Source organism: Xanthomonas bromi, from assembly GCF_900092025.1.
GTDB lineage: Bacteria > Pseudomonadota > Gammaproteobacteria > Xanthomonadales > Xanthomonadaceae > Xanthomonas > Xanthomonas bromi.
On sequence record NZ_FLTX01000067.1, the window covers coordinates 26,126 to 41,789 of the forward strand.

Annotated in this window: 14 protein-coding genes and 4 pseudogenes; 12 read left to right on the forward strand and 6 right to left on the reverse strand. The window is 58.3% G+C overall.

From position 1 onward, the window contains the following. Nucleotides 1-2: 2 nt before the first annotated feature. The 4 genes and pseudogenes from XBLMG947_RS18455 to XBLMG947_RS18470 form a co-directional block, all read left to right on the forward strand. The gene (locus XBLMG947_RS18455) at nt 3-1,376 is read left to right on the forward strand and encodes an LLM class flavin-dependent oxidoreductase (RefSeq protein WP_065470037.1); all 1,374 of its coding nucleotides are present in this window, start codon (nt 3-5) and stop codon (nt 1,374-1,376) included. Beyond that, nucleotides 1,373-2,587: an efflux RND transporter periplasmic adaptor subunit gene (locus tag XBLMG947_RS18460; protein ID WP_083993248.1), complete on the forward strand. Its 1,215-nt coding sequence runs from the start codon at nt 1,373-1,375 to the stop codon at nt 2,585-2,587. The genes XBLMG947_RS18455 and XBLMG947_RS18460 overlap by 4 nt, the downstream gene beginning before the upstream one ends. After that, nucleotides 2,587-5,682 (forward strand): efflux RND transporter permease subunit, encoded by a 3,096-nt coding sequence (locus XBLMG947_RS18465; RefSeq protein WP_065470039.1) that lies wholly within the window; start codon nt 2,587-2,589, stop codon nt 5,680-5,682. The genes XBLMG947_RS18460 and XBLMG947_RS18465 overlap by 1 nt, the downstream gene beginning before the upstream one ends. Before the next feature lie 135 nt (nt 5,683-5,817). Then, a pseudogene (locus tag XBLMG947_RS18470) lies at nt 5,818-6,267 on the forward strand (transposase); the annotation flags it as partial. 59 nt (nt 6,268-6,326) lie between these two features. Here XBLMG947_RS18470 and XBLMG947_RS18475 read toward each other — a convergent pair. Further along, nucleotides 6,327-7,349 (reverse strand): IS5 family transposase, encoded by a 1,023-nt coding sequence (locus XBLMG947_RS18475; RefSeq protein WP_065470040.1) that lies wholly within the window; start codon nt 7,347-7,349, stop codon nt 6,327-6,329. Nucleotides 7,350-7,419: 70 nt separating this feature from the next. Here XBLMG947_RS18475 and XBLMG947_RS18480 point away from each other — a divergent pair. Further along, nucleotides 7,420-7,848, forward strand: a pseudogene (locus XBLMG947_RS18480) (transposase); the annotation flags it as partial. Between the two features lie 12 nt (nt 7,849-7,860). Here XBLMG947_RS18480 and XBLMG947_RS18485 read toward each other — a convergent pair. Beyond that, complete coding sequence (locus XBLMG947_RS18485) at nt 7,861-8,088, reverse strand: hypothetical protein (protein ID WP_065470041.1); 228 nt, start codon at nt 8,086-8,088, stop codon at nt 7,861-7,863. A 9-nt stretch (nt 8,089-8,097) separates the two neighbouring features. Here XBLMG947_RS18485 and XBLMG947_RS18490 point away from each other — a divergent pair, with 9 nt between their 5' ends. The 3 genes from XBLMG947_RS18490 to XBLMG947_RS24175 all read left to right on the forward strand — a co-directional run bounded on the left by XBLMG947_RS18490 (nt 8,098) and on the right by XBLMG947_RS24175 (nt 9,755). Beyond that, nucleotides 8,098-8,295, forward strand: coding sequence for a hypothetical protein (locus tag XBLMG947_RS18490; protein ID WP_065470042.1), 198 nt, complete (start codon nt 8,098-8,100; stop codon nt 8,293-8,295). An 83-nt stretch (nt 8,296-8,378) separates the two neighbouring features. After that, nucleotides 8,379-9,335, forward strand: coding sequence for a DUF932 domain-containing protein (locus XBLMG947_RS18495; RefSeq protein WP_065470043.1), 957 nt, complete (start codon nt 8,379-8,381; stop codon nt 9,333-9,335). Nucleotides 9,336-9,629: 294 nt separating this feature from the next. Beyond that, nucleotides 9,630-9,755, forward strand: coding sequence for a JAB domain-containing protein (locus XBLMG947_RS24175; protein WP_425479322.1), 126 nt, complete (start codon nt 9,630-9,632; stop codon nt 9,753-9,755). Between the two features lie 104 nt (nt 9,756-9,859). Here the strand turns inward: XBLMG947_RS24175 and XBLMG947_RS18505 are convergent, their stop codons facing one another. After that, complete coding sequence (locus XBLMG947_RS18505) at nt 9,860-10,084, reverse strand: helix-turn-helix domain-containing protein (RefSeq protein ID WP_053834173.1); 225 nt, start codon at nt 10,082-10,084, stop codon at nt 9,860-9,862. 93 nt (nt 10,085-10,177) lie between these two features. Between XBLMG947_RS18505 and XBLMG947_RS22880 the strand changes: the two genes are divergently transcribed. Both XBLMG947_RS22880 and XBLMG947_RS24180 read left to right on the forward strand, forming a co-directional pair. Then, complete coding sequence (locus tag XBLMG947_RS22880; protein WP_139074430.1) at nt 10,178-11,554, forward strand: hypothetical protein; 1,377 nt, start codon at nt 10,178-10,180, stop codon at nt 11,552-11,554. A gap of 314 nt (nt 11,555-11,868) precedes the next feature. Next, a pseudogene (locus XBLMG947_RS24180) lies at nt 11,869-12,004 on the forward strand (IS1595 family transposase); the annotation flags it as partial. 72 nt (nt 12,005-12,076) lie between these two features. Here XBLMG947_RS24180 and XBLMG947_RS23400 read toward each other — a convergent pair. Further along, complete coding sequence (locus tag XBLMG947_RS23400) at nt 12,077-12,226, reverse strand: hypothetical protein (RefSeq protein WP_209437488.1); 150 nt, start codon at nt 12,224-12,226, stop codon at nt 12,077-12,079. Here XBLMG947_RS23400 and XBLMG947_RS24185 point away from each other — a divergent pair. Both XBLMG947_RS24185 and XBLMG947_RS18515 read left to right on the forward strand, forming a co-directional pair. Next, nucleotides 12,225-12,434 carry a helix-turn-helix transcriptional regulator gene (locus XBLMG947_RS24185; RefSeq protein ID WP_167352048.1) on the forward strand — a complete coding sequence of 70 codons (210 nt, stop codon included), beginning with the start codon at nt 12,225-12,227 and terminating at the stop codon, nt 12,432-12,434. The two genes, XBLMG947_RS23400 and XBLMG947_RS24185, sit on opposite strands and share 2 nt — an antisense overlap. 173 nt (nt 12,435-12,607) lie before the next feature. After that, on the forward strand, nt 12,608-13,678 hold the full coding sequence (locus XBLMG947_RS18515) for a YagK/YfjJ domain-containing protein (RefSeq protein ID WP_083993250.1): 1,071 nt from the start codon (nt 12,608-12,610) through the stop codon (nt 13,676-13,678). Here the strand turns inward: XBLMG947_RS18515 and XBLMG947_RS22890 are convergent. Continuing rightward, nucleotides 13,675-14,208 carry a hypothetical protein gene (locus tag XBLMG947_RS22890; RefSeq protein ID WP_139074431.1) on the reverse strand — a complete coding sequence of 178 codons (534 nt, stop codon included), beginning with the start codon at nt 14,206-14,208 and terminating at the stop codon, nt 13,675-13,677. The genes XBLMG947_RS18515 and XBLMG947_RS22890 overlap by 4 nt on opposite strands. 369 nt (nt 14,209-14,577) lie before the next feature. After that, nucleotides 14,578-15,587: pseudogene (locus XBLMG947_RS18525) on the reverse strand (IS5 family transposase). Nucleotides 15,588-15,664 lie beyond the last annotated feature (77 nt).

The following is a 15,664-nucleotide window of genomic DNA, read 5'->3' on the forward strand; positions in this document are numbered from 1 at the left end:
CAATGCTAAGGAAGACGATGATGCATCTAGGTGCCTTCCTGCCTGCCCCAGGCCATCATGTGGCCGCTTGGCGGCACCCGCGGGCGAGGCCCGACGGGGGGCTGGATTTCAACTACTACCGCCAGCTCGTACAGACCGCCGAGCGCGGTCTGTTCGACTTGGTGTTCCTCTCCGACGGCGCTGGGATCCGTACGCATTACAAGGATGCCGATGAGCTTAGCCGGTGGGGCCGCATGGTCCATTTCGAGCCCATTACGCTTCTGTCTGCCCTGGCGGTCCATACGCAGCGGATCGGCTTGGTTGCTACGTTGTCCACCACATACAACGAGCCGTTCAATGTCGCTCGTAAGTTCGCCTCGTTGGACTTCCTCAGTCAAGGGCGCGCTGGGTGGAACGTGGTGACGTCGGCCAGCGATGCCGAGGCACGCAACTTCAACCTGGATACACAGTTGGAGCATGCAACGAGGTACCGTCGCGCACGCGAGTTCCTGGGCGTTGTGCAGGGGCTGTGGGACAGCTGGGAAGACGACGCGTTCCTGTATGACAAGGCCGGTGGCCAGTATTTCGATCCCCGCAAGCTCCATATCCTGGGACACCACGGGGAGTTCTTCCGAGTCGATGGTCCACTCAACGTCGCAAGGAGTCCGCAAGGGCATCCGGTCATCGTCCAGGCAGGATCCTCTGCGGACGGACAGGATTTCGCTGCCGCTTTCGCTGAGGTGATGTTCACCGCCCAACAAACCCTGGAGCAGGCGAGGGAGCTGTATGGGTCGATGAAGCGGCAGGCCGCGGGGAAGGGGCGGGATCCGGATGCGATGAAGATCCTGCCCGGACTTTTCCCTGTCATCGGCCAGAGCCGGGCGCATGCAGAAGATCGCTACGGGGAGCTGCAGGACCTCATCGACGAGAAAGTGGGGCTGGGCCTGCTCAGCGATAGGTTGGGCGTCGATGCTTCCCTGCTCCCACTGGACGAGCGACTGCCGGAACTGGCGGCCACCGAGGGCAGCAAGAGTCGCCAGCAACTGGTTTATGACCAAGCGCGACGCGAAGGATTGACGGTTCGCCAGCTGTACAAGGCCGTTGCCGGCGGACGCGGCCATCGTGTTGTTCTTGGTACGGTTGCTGACGTTGTCGATCAGATGGCCGCATGGGTTGAAGCGGGGGCCGCGGATGGATTCAACATCATGCCGCCACACCTTCCGGACTGCTTGTCCGAGTTTGTGGATCAGGTCATTCCCGAACTTCAGCGACGTGGTCTTTTCCGGACGCGATACGAGGGCACGACCCTGCGCGAACATCTCGGGCTTGCCCGGCCACTGAACGTGCATGCCGATGGCTATGCAGTACCTTCGGGAATGAGAGACGTTGCTGTATGAATGCCGGCAGCGAACTGGGAAACCAGGGGGATAGTTCGCACTGCAGCGCACTCCCCCGTAGCAAGGCGCGCTCGTTGCGGCGATGGTGCCTTGGTGCAGGCACAGTCGTGGTATTGGCTATTGGTGCTTGGGCACTTCGCGGCACGGAAAGAGCAGACGCAGCGGCGGCCTCGCCTGTCGCTCCTCCCGAGGTCGAGATACAGGTAGCAGTAGCTTCGGATATTCCTGCATCGATCGAAGCACCAGGGAACACGGTGGCGTTCAATACCATCCACGTGCGTTCGCGGGTGAGCGGAAGGATTGAAGAGATTCTATTCACCGCGGGGGAGGAGGTGCGGGCAGGACAACCCCTGTTCCGCATCGATGACAGGCGGTTACGCGCGCAGCTTGCCCAGGCCCGCGCACAGGAAGCGCTCGACCAGGCAACCTTGGAACAGCGCCGCCGTGAGCTGTCGCGCGTGAGGGAGTTGGCTCCCGCACAGCTGGTCTCCCGCCAAGCCGTCGATGAGCTTGAGGCGAAGACCGAGAGTGCAGTGCAACAGGTGTCTTTCGACCGCGCCACCATTGCTGCGGCGGCCTCATCTCTGTCCGACACCTTGGTGCGGTCGCCGCTTTCCGGCCGTGTGGGTGTGAAGAAGATCGATATCGGCAACGTCGTGTTGGATGACGAGGAGCGTGAACTTGTCACCATCAATCAAATCCATCCCATCCGCGTGGAGTTTTCCGTCCGCGCCGACCAGCTGCCGGATATCCGGAAGCAGAAAGGGAAAGGCGCGATGAAGGTTGAGGTACTTGACGCCACAAGCTCAACGACTCTGGCGGTTGGCCACTTGAGTACCATTGATAACGGCATCAATCCAGCGACGGGCATGATCCGCCTGGACGCGGAATTCGAAAACGTTGATGAGCAGCTCTGGCCTGGTCAGTTCGTCAAGGTCAGGCTACATCTGGCCCCGCTGCATGACGTCCCTACCGTGCCAGTATCTTCGCTCCTGCGTGGTGACGCTGGGTGGGAGGTGCTGCGCGTTTCGGGCAAGGGCATAGTGGAGCGTCTGCGTGTTTCCAGAGGAGCGTGCACGGCGTCCCGTTGCGCCGTGGCCCGTGGCCTGTCTGTGGGTGATCGAATCATTACAAGCGGCATGCACGAAGTCACCGACGGAGACGTTGTTCGTATCGTTGGCACGGACGTCGCCGGAACGGATCGCCCCTGATGCGGGTCGCCTCGAAATTCCTGGATGTATTCATCACCCGCGGTATCGCCACTACGCTGCTGGCTGCGGGGGTGTTGGGCGTAGGCATCATGGCTTACGCGGGCCTACCGGTCTCGAGTGTTCCCCAGGTGGAAGTGCCGGGCATTTCGGTGTCTGCGGGCATGCCTGGTGCAAGCGCCCAGACCATGGCATCGTCAGTGACGGTTCCCCTCGAGCGTGCACTGTCGAGGATTCCCGGACTGGTGGCGGTGACCTCCAGCAGTCAGCCTGGAAGTACGCTAATCGATCTCGAATTCGATCTCGACCGTGATGTAGACAGCGTAGCCATGGATGTACAGGCCGCGCTGAGCTCGGCCGCGGCAGACCTGCCGTCGCAGATGCCGCAACCGCCGACCTTCGAGAAGTCGGCCCCCAGCGATGCTCGCCTGCTGACCGTCGCGCTTTACTCGGACACCGTTCCTGGAACGGAGTTGGGTGATCTAGCTGAAGGATACGTCGCAACCGAACTCAGCCGCGTAGCGGGCGTAGGCCAGATCTACTTCCATGGCATGCGCAGGCCCGCCGTGCGCGTGGACGTGGACCTGGACCGTATCGCTCGGCTTGGAGTGACACTGGAGCAGGTGCGCAGGAGCATCGCCAACGCCACGTCCAATATCCCGAAGGGGGCGCTAGATGGGGCCGCGAGCAACCTGATGATCGAAACGACCGACCAGCTCGACGATCCCGCTGCCTATGCGGCGCTCGTCGTGTCCTTTCGGGATGGCCAGGAAGTCAGCTTGGGCGATGTCGCACATATTGCGTGGGCGGCAGAGGACCGCCATGTGGCTGGGTGGGTGAATGGCCATCCGGCGGTGACTGTGGAGCTCCAGAAGCAACCCGGACACAACGTCGTCGCAACGGTAGACCGAGTTCTTGCAGAACTTCCACAGATATCGGCTGGCCTCCCCGCGGGTGTGCGCATTGTGGCGCTGGGTGACCGTACTGGTACGGTGAAGTCGTCCATCCGGAGCCTGCAGCTTGATCTCCTGCTTTCCGTGGCGATGGTCGTGCTGGTCATCTGGACGTTTCTGGGTGACTGGCGCGCGACCTTCATCCCTGCGTTGACCATTCCCATTTCGGTGTTCGCCACTTTCGCGGTCATGTCAGGGTTGGGCTATACACTGAACAATGTATCGTTGATGGCCATCACCGTGGTTATCGGGTTCGTTGTCGACGATGCCGTGGTGGTGGTGGAAAACGCGCTGCGTTACATCGAGGCAGGGCGCGACGGGGTCTCTGCCGCCGCCGAGGGAACGCGGGAGATCGCGTTTACCATCTTCTCGATGACGCTGTCGCTAGTGGCGGTGTTCATTCCTCTGCTGCTCATGGGCGGGCTGGTTGGGCGATTGTTTCGAGAATTTGCGGTGACGGCTTCGGTCGCCGTTCTCGTTTCCGGGCTGGTATCGCTGACACTGACTCCTATGCTGTGTGCATACCTGCTGGCGCCGCGTGGCACGCGCAGCAGTGCCGCAACCGTGAAGGCGCCGCAGCGGGCAATCGCCTGGGTGCAGTCGGGGTACGAGAAATCGCTTTCAATTGCGCTTCGCCATCCGCGCACCATGCTCGGGGTGACGATCGCCTGTGTTCTGTTGAGCGTGTTCATTTATTTATGGATTCCAAAGGGGTTCTTCCCGCAGCAGGACAATGGAATGATCAACGGAATCGTCGAAGGTCCGCTGGACATGCCGCATGATGCCCTCGTCGCCAGTACCCGCAAGCTGGCGGAACGCATGCGGGAGGACCCGGCAGTCAGGAATGTCTACTTCTACGTGGAAGGCAATCCAACTCCGAATGCCGGGCGGCTGCTGATGGACCTACTGCCGCTGCAGGAGCGGAGCGAATCCGTTTACGAGGTCATGGCTAGGCTCAAGAAGGTTGCGAAGGGCATGGAACAAGACGTATCCCTTCACCTACAGGCCCGGCAGGACGTGCAACTGGGGATGCGGGTCAGCAAGACGCAGTTTCAGTACACGCTTCGCCATCCAGACATTGATGTGCTGCGTGGCTGGGCGCCAACGTTCATCCATGCGATCGAGTCGTTGCCGCAGCTCCGGGATGTGAACAGTGACATGGAGCCTGATGCACCGCAGATACGCCTAGTGCTTGACCGGCAGCGGATGGCGACGCTTGGCGTAGACGTAGCAAGCGTGGATAACACGCTCTATGACGCGTTTGGACAGCGGCAGGTGGCACGTTTCGAGGTGCGCTCGAATATTTACCGCGTCGTGATGGAAGCGGATCCGGAATATCGCCTGGATGAACATTCACTGGATTCAGTGTATATCGATTCCGAGGGCGGGCAGCCGGTGCCATTGCGGAGCTTCGCATCTCTCGAAGATGCCACTGCGCCCTTGGTGATCAACAGGGATGGCCAGTTCCCAGCCGTTACCGTGTCCTTCAACCTAGCCGATAGCGCGTCCATCGGAGACGCGGTGTCGGCGATAGAGATGAAGGCGAAGGAACTGCGGCGACCACAAGGGCTGACCGGGATGTTCCAGGGGACGGCGCAGGCGTTCAACGCATCCATGAGCAATCAGCCCCTGCTCATTTGTTCGGCGCTGCTTGTGGTTTACATTGTCCTGGGAATTTTCTACGAAAGCCTTGTCCATCCGTTGACGATCATCTCGACATTACCGTCCGCGAGTGTTGGTGGACTCGGTATCCTCGCGCTGACGGGAACGGAGTTGTCCTTGATAGCGATGATCGGATTGATCGTTCTGATCGGTATAGTGAAGAAAAACGGAATCATGATGGTGGACTTTGCCTTGGCCGCCGAGCGGGAGGACGGTCTGACGCCGCAGGACGCAATCAGGCGCGCAGCGGTACTTCGTTTCCGCCCGATCCTGATGACCACACTCGCGGCGCTGCTCGGCGCGCTTCCCTTGGCCTTCGGGCATGGCGCCGGCGCCGAGCTGCGCCGCCCTTTGGGCATCTGCGTGCTGGGAGGGCTCATGCTGTCGCAGTTGCTTACGGTTTACACGACGCCTGTGATCTATACCTATCTGTCCAAGTTTTCCAGACGAGCTGGCACGCTTTCAACAGGGAACGGAGGCTGAGGCCCCCTCCGTTCTCACGTTATAAGGGCACCTCTAATAACCTCGATTCCGAGAATTGCACGCTAAGCACATCATTCACTTGCAAATGCTTAGAGCGTGTTATGAACTTTGAGTCGATGCCGCTATCGTAGCTGGATGCAAAGCAAGCGCCCGTATCCGACCGACATTTCCGACGAAGAGTGGGCGTTCGCCGCGCCATACCTGAGCCTGATGACCGAGCAAGCACCGCAGCGCAAGTACGCGTTACGGGCGATGTTCAATGCGTTGCGATGGATGGCACGTGCCGGAGCACCGTGGCGCCTGCTACCCAACGACTTCCCGCCTTGGGAGGCGGTCTATCAACAAACCCAGCGTTGGCTGCAAGCGGGGTGTTTTGAGGCCATGGTCAACGACCTGCGCTCCATCTTGCGTGTGTCTCAAGGGAAAAAAGGCCAGCCCAGCGCCGTCATCCTGGACGGGCGAACGCTGCAATCCACCTGTGAGAGTGGCCCGCGCGCCGGTTACGACGGCTACAGGGCACCTCGAACAACCTGCCATGTCGCTGAGATGAGCACGCATTCGCTCATCCGACCTGCCTGGGAGCAGCACTAGATCGGCTTTGCGTAGGCGATTGGGGGAGGTGGCCGTTCGGCCACCTCCTTCGATCACGCTGGCACCATGGCCCGGTCCTGCAGCCGTGCCAGCCGCATCAGGTTATGGCTGGCGACCTTCAGTCCGATCACCACCTTCGCCCGCGCCAAGCCGATACTGCGTAAGCACTTGCCGCCTTGTTGGGCTAGGCGCGCAAACGGGTGTTCGCCAAACACACGATCCTTGGCGATCCGACGGTTGCGGCGCTTTGCTGCCTCGCTCAAGGGCTTGCGTGCCTGGCCCTGGTGCTGGATCGCAGGGTAGTAGCCGCGCTGTTTCAGGCCTGCTTCCCGCGCCGCGTCGGCATACCCGCTATCGGCCCATACCGTGCGACCGGTGTTGTCCGGGTCCAGCACCTGCTCGAAGTGGCGGCTGTCGTGCACGTTGGCCGCGCTCACGTCGTAGCGGCGGATGAAGCCCCAGCGCCGATCCGTGCTGGCGTGCAGCTTGTAACCGTAGAACGCCACGCCATGCTTCCTGGTCCAACGCGCCTGCACGTCCTTCTGCGCGCGCTTGGCATCGCTCCAGTCCGGGCCGACCTCGCCTCCCTGCTTGATCTGCGCGTTCTCCTCGCGCGTGTTGCGCTGGATCGGGGCGCTGACGATGCTGGCATCGATGATCTGACCGCCACGGGCAATGAACCCGGCCCGCTGCAGCTGCTGGCTGATCGCCGCGCTGATGTCCCCCATCAGGTCCTTGGTCTTGAGCCGTTCGCGCCACACCCAGATCGTTTTGGCGTCGGGTACCTTGCCGCTGTGCTCCAGCCCGAGGAACTGCTGGAAGCTGCGCCGATCCAGCACCTGATACTCCAGCGCATCGTCGGAAAGGTTGTACAGCTGCTGCAACAGCAGCAGCTTGACCATGACCTCCGTCGGCCAGGCCGGACGGCCGCCGCGCGTGCCGGTGTTCAGAGACAGCTTCGCATCCACCGCCTTGGCGATCGCCCCGAAGTCGATATGCCGCGATAGCAACACCAACGGATCGCCGATCTGCTGCCGCTTGGACTCGCGCTCGTGTCCGGCAAACAAGCTGATCATTGCGAGGCCTCGGCTATCTTTTGAGACCGCTATGATGCCAAAGCGAGGGGGGTTTTTAGAGGCGCCCTACAAGCGCAAGAAGGGCAGCAAGGTGCACATGGCGGTGGACACGCTCGGACATTTGCTTGCTGTGCAAGTCACGCCGGCCAACGAGCAAGAGCGCGCTCAGGTGCGATCGCTGGTGCAGGAAGTGCAGCACGTCACGGGCGAAACCGTAAAACTGGCCTTCGTGGATCAAGGGTACACCGGGGAGGAGCCGGCACAAGCGGCCAGGGAAGAAGGAATCGAACTGCACGTGGTAAAACTTCCCGAGGCCAAGAACGGATTCGTGTTGCTTCCCCGGCGCTGGGTCGTCGAGCGCAGCTTCGGATGGGTCAATCGATTTCGACGGCTCGCACGTGACTACGAACGCCTGCCGGAAACCTTGGCCGGCCTGCACTTCGTCGTCTTCACCGTCCTCATGCTCAGCAACGCTGCCGCTATCCTTCAAAGTTCATAACACGCTCTAGGTCTACCCGATGACGAGACCCGATGTGGACGGCGATGGTTTGAGCATCAGTTCAGGCATGCGGTGAATCGACTGTTGGTCGAGCAAGGCTTGCTGTTCCGCTTGCTCGTCGCGCTGACCATTGAAGGAAACGTGGGCCATTCCTCGCTGAACAAGAACTGTGACGTTTACCTGGCTGAATATATTCGGTGATCCTGCGTAGATCGCGATTCGACGAAATTTCAAACCCATATCACCTCCTTGAAGCTGGTTGATGCCGGCTTCGCGTATGACGCTGCGCCGGTAGCGTCCTTGCAGGAGCAAATGAGCATGAGGAGCAAGGTCGAACTGATCTATTGCGTGATGGTCGTGGCCACGGCTGTTCTTGCTGGCGTCATGAAATGCACGGCGAGCGCGGCCTGCAGCAGATGTGGTGACCTGGTCGATCCGTTCGGCTGATTCAACCCACCCTGGTACCCCGCACAAGGCCCGGCATCGTCCGGGCCTTGTGCGTTTGTGCCGTCAACAACGAGGAGACAGATATGCACTTGATCGAAACGATGGCCTACGCCGGAGAAATACCCTGGCACGGCTTGGGTAACCGCCTGGCACCGCGGCAGCCCATCGACGTATGGAAACGGCAGGCGGGCATGGACTGGAAGATAGAGGAGGCGGAGGTGCGCTACGTTGCGGGTAGCCACAACCTTGGCGTGATCCATGCTTTCCCGGAGCAAAAGGTGCTTTACCGCTCGGATACTCGTTTGCCCCTGTCGGTGGTGTCCAAGCGCTTCCAGGTCGTGCAGCCGGGCCAGATCCTGGAGTTTTATCGGGACCTGACCTCCAGCAACGACTTCGAACTGGAAACGGCTGGCGTGCTGCGCGAGGGCCGCAAGTTCTGGGCGCTGGCCCGGACTGGGCAGAGCGCGACGCTGAAAGGACGGGACAAGGTAAATGGCTACCTGCTGCTGGCTACCGCCTGCGACGGCACTTTGGCGACCACGGCGCAGTTCACGTCGGTCCGGGTGGTCTGCAACAACACCCTGTCCATCGCACTGGGCAACGCCTCCGGAGCCATCAAGGTGCCGCACCGCAGCCAGTTCGATCCGGACGTAGTGAAGCGCCAGCTGGGCATCACCGTCTCGTCCTGGGATGGGTTCGTGGCCAGGATGAAGGCACTGGTGGAGAGACCGGTGGATCCGGACTCGGTGGAAGTGCTGCTGCGACGGGTGCTGACCTACGCCGCGCCTGACGGCAAGGCCGCGGTAGTGAACGAGCAAGCGTTGGCTAACGTGCGCTCTCTGTACGAGGGCGGTGGGCGCGGTGCACTGATGGCCTCAAGTCGCGGTACGGCTTGGGGCTTGCTCAACAGCGTGACCGAGTTCATCGATCACCATCGCCGCGCGCGCAGCGATGATCACCGCCGCGACGCGGCCTGGTTCGGTCAAGGGGCAGCGATCAAGCAACGGGCCTGGGACGAAGTGATGACGCTGGTGGCCTGATGACGACACCAATGGATCAAGCGCCATCGGCCGGCACGCCAGAAGATGAAGCCGACCGTGTTCGCCAGGACAAGGTGATCGCGCGCGCGCTGCGCATCCTTGAAAGCCGGGCCAGTAGGTCCTGCGTGCTGATGAGCGATCCTGGTACGTGCGGCCGATTCTTCCGGTTGCGGCTGGGCAACGAGGCTCGGGAGCATTTTGAGGTGGCCTTTCTTGATACACGGCACCGGCTCATCGCAGTGGAGCGGGCTGTTCTCCGGCTCGGTGGACGGGGCGGAGGTGCACCCACGCATCGTGGTCCAGCGCGCGCTGGCCTTGAACGCGGCAGCCCTCATGGTGGCCCACAACCACCCCAGCGGCCGTGCCGAGGCCTCGGCAGCTGATCAGGCGGTCTCGATGGCTGCCCGGGGATTGCTGTAGGGCTGGCATCCGCTTTGGGGGCCGGACCGGCAAAGCCCAGGCATCAACTCGTCCTGTCTCACGCACAGTGGCCGAGCCCCAAGGGGCCGGCCACGGGATTGCCTTCAGTCAAGAAGTGATCCGGGACGAACCCGAAGCGCCAGCGCGATGCGCTCGATGTTGTAGATCGTCACATTCTTTTCGCCACGCTCAAGCATGCCGATGTAGGTCCTGTGGACACCGGCCGCCTCGGCAAGTTCTTCCTGCGACAGCCCACGCTCCTTCCTCAATCGCCGGACGTTGCCGGCAAAGACGGTGACTAACCGAGTTTCGTGAGCTGCCCGAGCCATCGCAGGATGGTCCCGGTTTGAATACCACCATTCGACATACTAAGATTAGCAATGGTGGTGCCTGATGCGGTTCTCGCGCCAAGGAACTCCGCAGTGACCAGTAAAACTAACAAGGGGAATCCAATGAAAAGAAGGAGTGTCAGTATTGTGTTGGCATCAGTTTTTTTGCTGACTGAATACTTGCGTGAAACCTCATCGGGGGCGATGAAAAAAGCTAGAAATTATCGATTTGGCCATCAAGATGGAACTGAAAAAATGCGAATCGCGAGGTTAAATGAAAAGCGACAAGAAATTCAGGAAAGTACAGTGGGGGTTTTATATAAAAGAAAATTTAGGGGTGGTATTAATTTTAATCTGGTCGCCGCTATTGCGGCACTAATAACGGTGTCCGCCTGCTCAGCTGGTAAGCTACCAGCTATTGATCTGGACTCGAAATTGACATGTGCGAGTGCAGCTGATGCCCGCAATAGGGGCGAATATGGCGAGCTAACCAACATCCTTGGTGTTGCCTTTAATGTTGCCAATTCAAATTATAAAGGCAATACAGATATTGAATTATACTTTCGAAATGTATTGATGCGGGACAAGGCCCGGACTAATGAAGTCCTGAAAAGCATGCTTGCTAAGTGTATGGAAAATAGAGCTGCATCCATCGCTGACGTATTTCGCTTGGCGGTTCAAGAGGACTACGAAATGAATGGACTTCATCCTCGGTATGCAAGCTGCGCCGCATACAACGCAGGAAAGATTCCAGTTGACGATTTAATGCAGCAAGTTGCACAGCAGCTTACGATCCAAAAGGCTAGCTTCAATCTTGTGGAGATTCACTTGGGTGATCCCCAAGGCAAGATATATGAACAGGCAATTGCTGAGGGGTGCAAAGCAAACCCCGCGCTGCTAATCAATGATGTCATCATCAAAACGGCTCATGCGCAAGAAATGCAGAGGCAAGCTGAGGCCGCCAAAGAAAGAGGAATAGCCCAAACCAAGTACATGGAAGAAACAAGATTGGCCATAAGTCAGCTTGACGCCTTGATCGCCAGAGACTCTCCAGTGCCATGTGCGTTGATGAAGCGAATTGCATCCGATCGAAATGATGAGATACAAGACGAAGTGAATGCGGCTGCGGAACGGGTATATGAGGCTGCGCTTCGGGCATCTCCGGTCGAGTACGCCGCAATGGTCCGTCAAACACTCAGTCCTGTAGATATCAATTTTTACAATTGTTCAGTGAAGAACGTCGGCGAACTGATAAGGGAGTACCGCAGGGAGGACGCTATTACCCTGGCTCAGTGGGCGGGCTCGAACGATTCGGCGATCGCTCATGAAAATTCGCGTAGATCCCAGGTTAGTGCGGAGCCTGTCCAGACTCCTTCGGACGACGAAGGGGCTGAAATGCAAATGAGCCGTGCTGCTCATTTTGATGCAGAGGAAGCATTGTACGAGGAGCGGAAAACTAAGAAGCAATAACGCCAGCGCCAACAGAGTGTAAGCGAAGCCAGTGATGGCTGGATTCGCTTTATAGCGAGATCAGGGAATTCCTCTATCTCGCTTGTTGGCCTGATTAGCGCTGTGTCTCAGCTGGTGATGCTGCCTTGGTTTATAAATGCAGGGTCTTCAGTGAGATACGGCGATGACGTTCAATCGGATCCAGTCCAGACGGGGCTTTCGATTTCGGCTTTTCTGAGCCGATACGGCTCCGAGGCGCAATGTGTCGAGGCCTTGATTCAAGCCAGATGGCCTGCCGGCTTCATGGTCCGCAGTGCGGACACACTCATGCCAGCCACGCGCTGGACTTCCTGAAGTACGGCGCGCTACCTAGCTGCGCACGCCTATCGGTTCAACCGCCGCTTCAATCTAGCCGCCTTGGTGCCGCGCTTGGCCCGTGCCTTGGCCAGCGCGGGAAGGCTCACAGAGTAGCAACTACGCAGGTCAGCTGAGACGCAGCGCTAGTAAGGGCTTGTGGAGGGCGTGAAGTTACGTCCAGCCGTGTCAAGTTGAGTCCACGCCAATCGATGCGAGGTTTTCAAACGCTGATAGCCTCCATGTTTGCCAAAGATAAATAATGAATTTTGGCTGATGGGTTTCCCGCCTGTCGGTAATTGACTTACCTTCAATGCTCGCCACAAAGACGCGTTCCATGGAAAATAAAATTCAGATTCTTCGCCATAGTGAGATGGTGAAAAAACTTGGAATCAGCCGCTCTACTCTTTACGCCATGAGGAATCCGAGGTCGCCGTATTACGATCCGACGCTCCCTGAACCTATTCGTCTATCCAAAGCAACAGTGGGGTTCTTTGAGCATGAGGTTGAAGCTTGGCTATTGAAGAGGGTCAGCTATCGCCGCTAGATCTTGGATCAATAACTTTACATAACTTGCAGTGCAGTGATTTGTTAGAAGTTGAATGATACTTGGTAATATTGACGCGTTTCGCCGTCGTTATCCAGGGGATCGTACGTTGTTAGAAGAACGGCAGATCATTTCACTAGGCGCCATATTGCTGGCTACAGAGGTAAAGGTGGATGGTCGATATCAAAAAAGAGCAAGCTTCAGTATTGCGACGACCAAGGTTAATTAAATATTCGGTCTATAGCGCGATTGTCGAACAAGGAGAGAATTGGGACAAAGAAAAGCCGATCCCGGTGCACCGCACCCGTACTGCGACAGAATTTATCAGGGTGATAGATACGATCAATTCCATCATTTCATCGACAGGAGAGATTTTCGAGGTTCGGACCCGCGGGTCACTTGCTTGGTTGCAAATGCCTCCGCTTGGCGAGAAGTTCATCCGCTGCTTGAAGATCAACGAATTCGAGGTCGAAGCTCATTTTAAGGGGCATAAGTTGAACCCGGTTTGGCATCTCTTCACCAAGCATTTGCAATTGCTATCCGATCAAAGAGGTCGCGTTTTTCCGGAAGATGTTATCTGTCTCAATGCGGTCATCCAGTCGATTCGAGAAGGTGCCAAAGAAGCCGGCTTCGTCAGGGCAATGGACAATGAGCGTCGGACCATGCAAAGAAACGCTGCCAACATACGGAGGGATATCTCGGAACTGCGCCAACGATACCGTAGGATCCTCGCTGTTCGCATTGATCTTTCCTATCGCAATAGCCTTGGATTTTATCGGAGCTTTTACGATGAGAGTGCATGTTCCTACGAAAAAATAGCTAAAGACCGCGAAAAGTTTTTGCGATATCTCAAGACGGGCCCGTTCAAGCACGCGTTCCTTTGGTGTGCATGGAAGCAGGAGTTGGGCGTCGAGAAGGGGCCTCATACTCACTTTCTGATTTTTTTTGATGGAAGAAAGGTGAGGAATGATGCGGCTATTGCTTATTTACTAGTTAAACATTGGGTGAGCAAGATCACGGATGGGCAAGGAGTAGGTTTCAATTGCAACGCCCGAAAGAGTCGGAGATATAGAAGGGTCGCCATCGGAATGCTCTACCGTGAAGATGAAGCGACTTATGCGGCGCTTTTTGAGACCGTTGTGACGTACATGACCAAGGTTGACTATTACTTCAGAATTCAGGCTTATGATTCGCGTAGGGCCTTTCAACGCTCCCAGCTTCCTTGGAAGAAGCGCTCGGCCTAGGATTTCAGTTTTGGTGCTCTCGGAAGTGATGCAATCTTTTCCTTGACGCCAGGGTGCGCAGCGTAAAGCTTGGTTCGCGCATTGGGGCCGACGGCTAGAGACTGCTTTTCCATCAAAGTCTCCAGCAGAACTATCGCATCCCTTTGCGTGCTGAAACTTGCAGGGCTTCCGAGAAATTGAGCTGCGGCGGTAGCCCTGCGTTCTTCAAAAGCACGTGTCGTCGCTCTCCTCCCTCTCTGTGCAGCCATGGTGCGCGGAGCGATCCACGCTGCTTGAAGGGCGTCATCTATTGCGCGAGCTTCCATGGCTGCATCGGTAAGTATTACCCACGCAAGATCATGCTCACCGCAAGCGAAGGTCTGCTTCGCTTGCTTGACATTCGATACCACAGCTTCGACGCGAGCAATGATTACAGAGCGAATGTGATCGAACTGGCCCAGCTCCGCACTATCCGCCGTGCTGGAAAGCTGGACACTCACAAGGCTGGAAAATTCGGAGAAAGATTTGGGATTCTGAAGGAAATCTGACATTGGCCACGCCATGCCGCACGCTAAGTTCCTAGCTTATTCTCAAAAGCGGCTACAGTGAAGCCAGCGTGTGAACTCCTATCTCGATGGCTATTGGATTGGGCAAAAGGAGGCGGTCATGACCGGTCATGGCACCCGTGCCATTGACATGAGCCCGTACAGTATTGCCTCCGGCGGCAACATCTGTAGCTGCATGATTGGCCGCCATTCTTGCAGCCTCAAGGTCTTGGTTCACCTGTCGATACCGTATGCGCCGGTTCGAACACGAGCGACTAGGGAAACTCTGAACAACCGGCCGATCCACATAGCGCCTTCGGACGCGGCTGGTTGACCGGCAGATGGATCCGTATATTTCTCCTCATTCAGGCTATTTCAGGCCGGAATGTGCTGAAAAACTCCCTTCTTTCCAGTCCTCGGACGCATCTTCCCCGTCATCGTCAACAAGCGCCCGCGCGCCATCCACAGATTCGACAAGGCAAACAACACGGGCAACTGCGCATCGTTCTTGACCAGCCCTCGATAGCGCACCTTCCGGTGGCCGAACTGCAGCTTGATCACCCGGAAGGGATGCTCCACCCGCGCGCGTACCTTGGCCACCATGTGCTCGATGAATTCGCTCAGGGTCTTCAACTCGCCCTCCGGTAGCGCCTTGATCCGGCTGCGCCGCTCGGCAATGTTCCAGCACAGGCGCTTGCCCTTCAGTTCCTCGCGCTTGTCCGCCCCGGTGTATCCCGCGTCGGCGTAGACCTCGCGTTCCTTGCCGTGCAGCAGCTTCTCCGCCTGCGTCACATCGGCCACGTTGGCGGCGGTCGACACCACCGTGTGCACCAAGCCCGGGTCCCGATCCACCCCGATGTGCACCTTCATCCCGAAGAACCATTGCTGGCCTTCTTGGTCTGGTGCATCGCCGGGTCGCGCGTGCCGCTGCTGTTCTTCGTCGAACTCGGCGTCTCGATGATCGTGGCGTCCAGGATCGTTCCCTGCCGCAGCAACAAGCCCTTGCCCTGAAGGTGACGGTTCACCGCCTCAAGCAGCTTCGGCGCCACTCCATGTCGTTCCAGCAGATGCCGGAAGTTGAGGATCGTCGTCTCATCCGGGATCGCCTCCAGAAACGACAACCGCGCGAACTGCCGCATCGAGGCGATCTCATACAGCGCCTCCTCCATCGCCGGGTCGCTCAGCGCATACCAATGCTGCAGGAAGTGGATGCGCAGCATCGTCTCCAGCGCATACGGATGCCGGCCTCGGCCGGCCGTCGGATAGTGCGGCTGGATCTGCGATAGCAGCGCGCTCCACGGCACCACCTAGTCCATCTGCGCAAGGAACACCTCGCGGCGGGTCCGCTTGCGCTTGCCGGCATGCTCGGCGTCGGAGAAGCTCAAGCTGCGTCATGTACCGCGACCTCGATCAGATCCTGATAGTGTCGCCGATATGGGGAGACTTGTTCAGAGCTTCCCTA

Coding starts and splice junctions, on each gene's coding strand:
- XBLMG947_RS18455 (WP_065470037.1), top strand. CDS start 3: ATGCTAAGGAAGACGATGATGCATCTAGGTGCCTTCCTGCCTGCCCCA.
- XBLMG947_RS18460 (WP_083993248.1), top strand. CDS start 1,373: ATGAATGCCGGCAGCGAACTGGGAAACCAGGGGGATAGTTCGCACTGC.
- XBLMG947_RS18465 (WP_065470039.1), top strand. CDS start 2,587: ATGCGGGTCGCCTCGAAATTCCTGGATGTATTCATCACCCGCGGTATC.
- XBLMG947_RS18475 (WP_065470040.1), bottom strand. CDS start 7,349: ATGATCAGCTTGTTTGCCGGACACGAGCGCGAGTCCAAGCGGCAGCAG.
- XBLMG947_RS18485 (WP_065470041.1), bottom strand. CDS start 8,088: ATGGGTTTGAAATTTCGTCGAATCGCGATCTACGCAGGATCACCGAAT.
- XBLMG947_RS18495 (WP_065470043.1), top strand. CDS start 8,379: ATGCACTTGATCGAAACGATGGCCTACGCCGGAGAAATACCCTGGCAC.
- XBLMG947_RS18505 (WP_053834173.1), bottom strand. CDS start 10,084: ATGGCTCGGGCAGCTCACGAAACTCGGTTAGTCACCGTCTTTGCCGGC.
- XBLMG947_RS24185 (WP_167352048.1), top strand. CDS start 12,225: ATGGAAAATAAAATTCAGATTCTTCGCCATAGTGAGATGGTGAAAAAA.
- XBLMG947_RS23400 (WP_209437488.1), bottom strand. CDS start 12,226: ATGGAACGCGTCTTTGTGGCGAGCATTGAAGGTAAGTCAATTACCGAC.
- XBLMG947_RS18515 (WP_083993250.1), top strand. CDS start 12,608: ATGGTCGATATCAAAAAAGAGCAAGCTTCAGTATTGCGACGACCAAGG.
- XBLMG947_RS22890 (WP_139074431.1), bottom strand. CDS start 14,208: ATGTCAGATTTCCTTCAGAATCCCAAATCTTTCTCCGAATTTTCCAGC.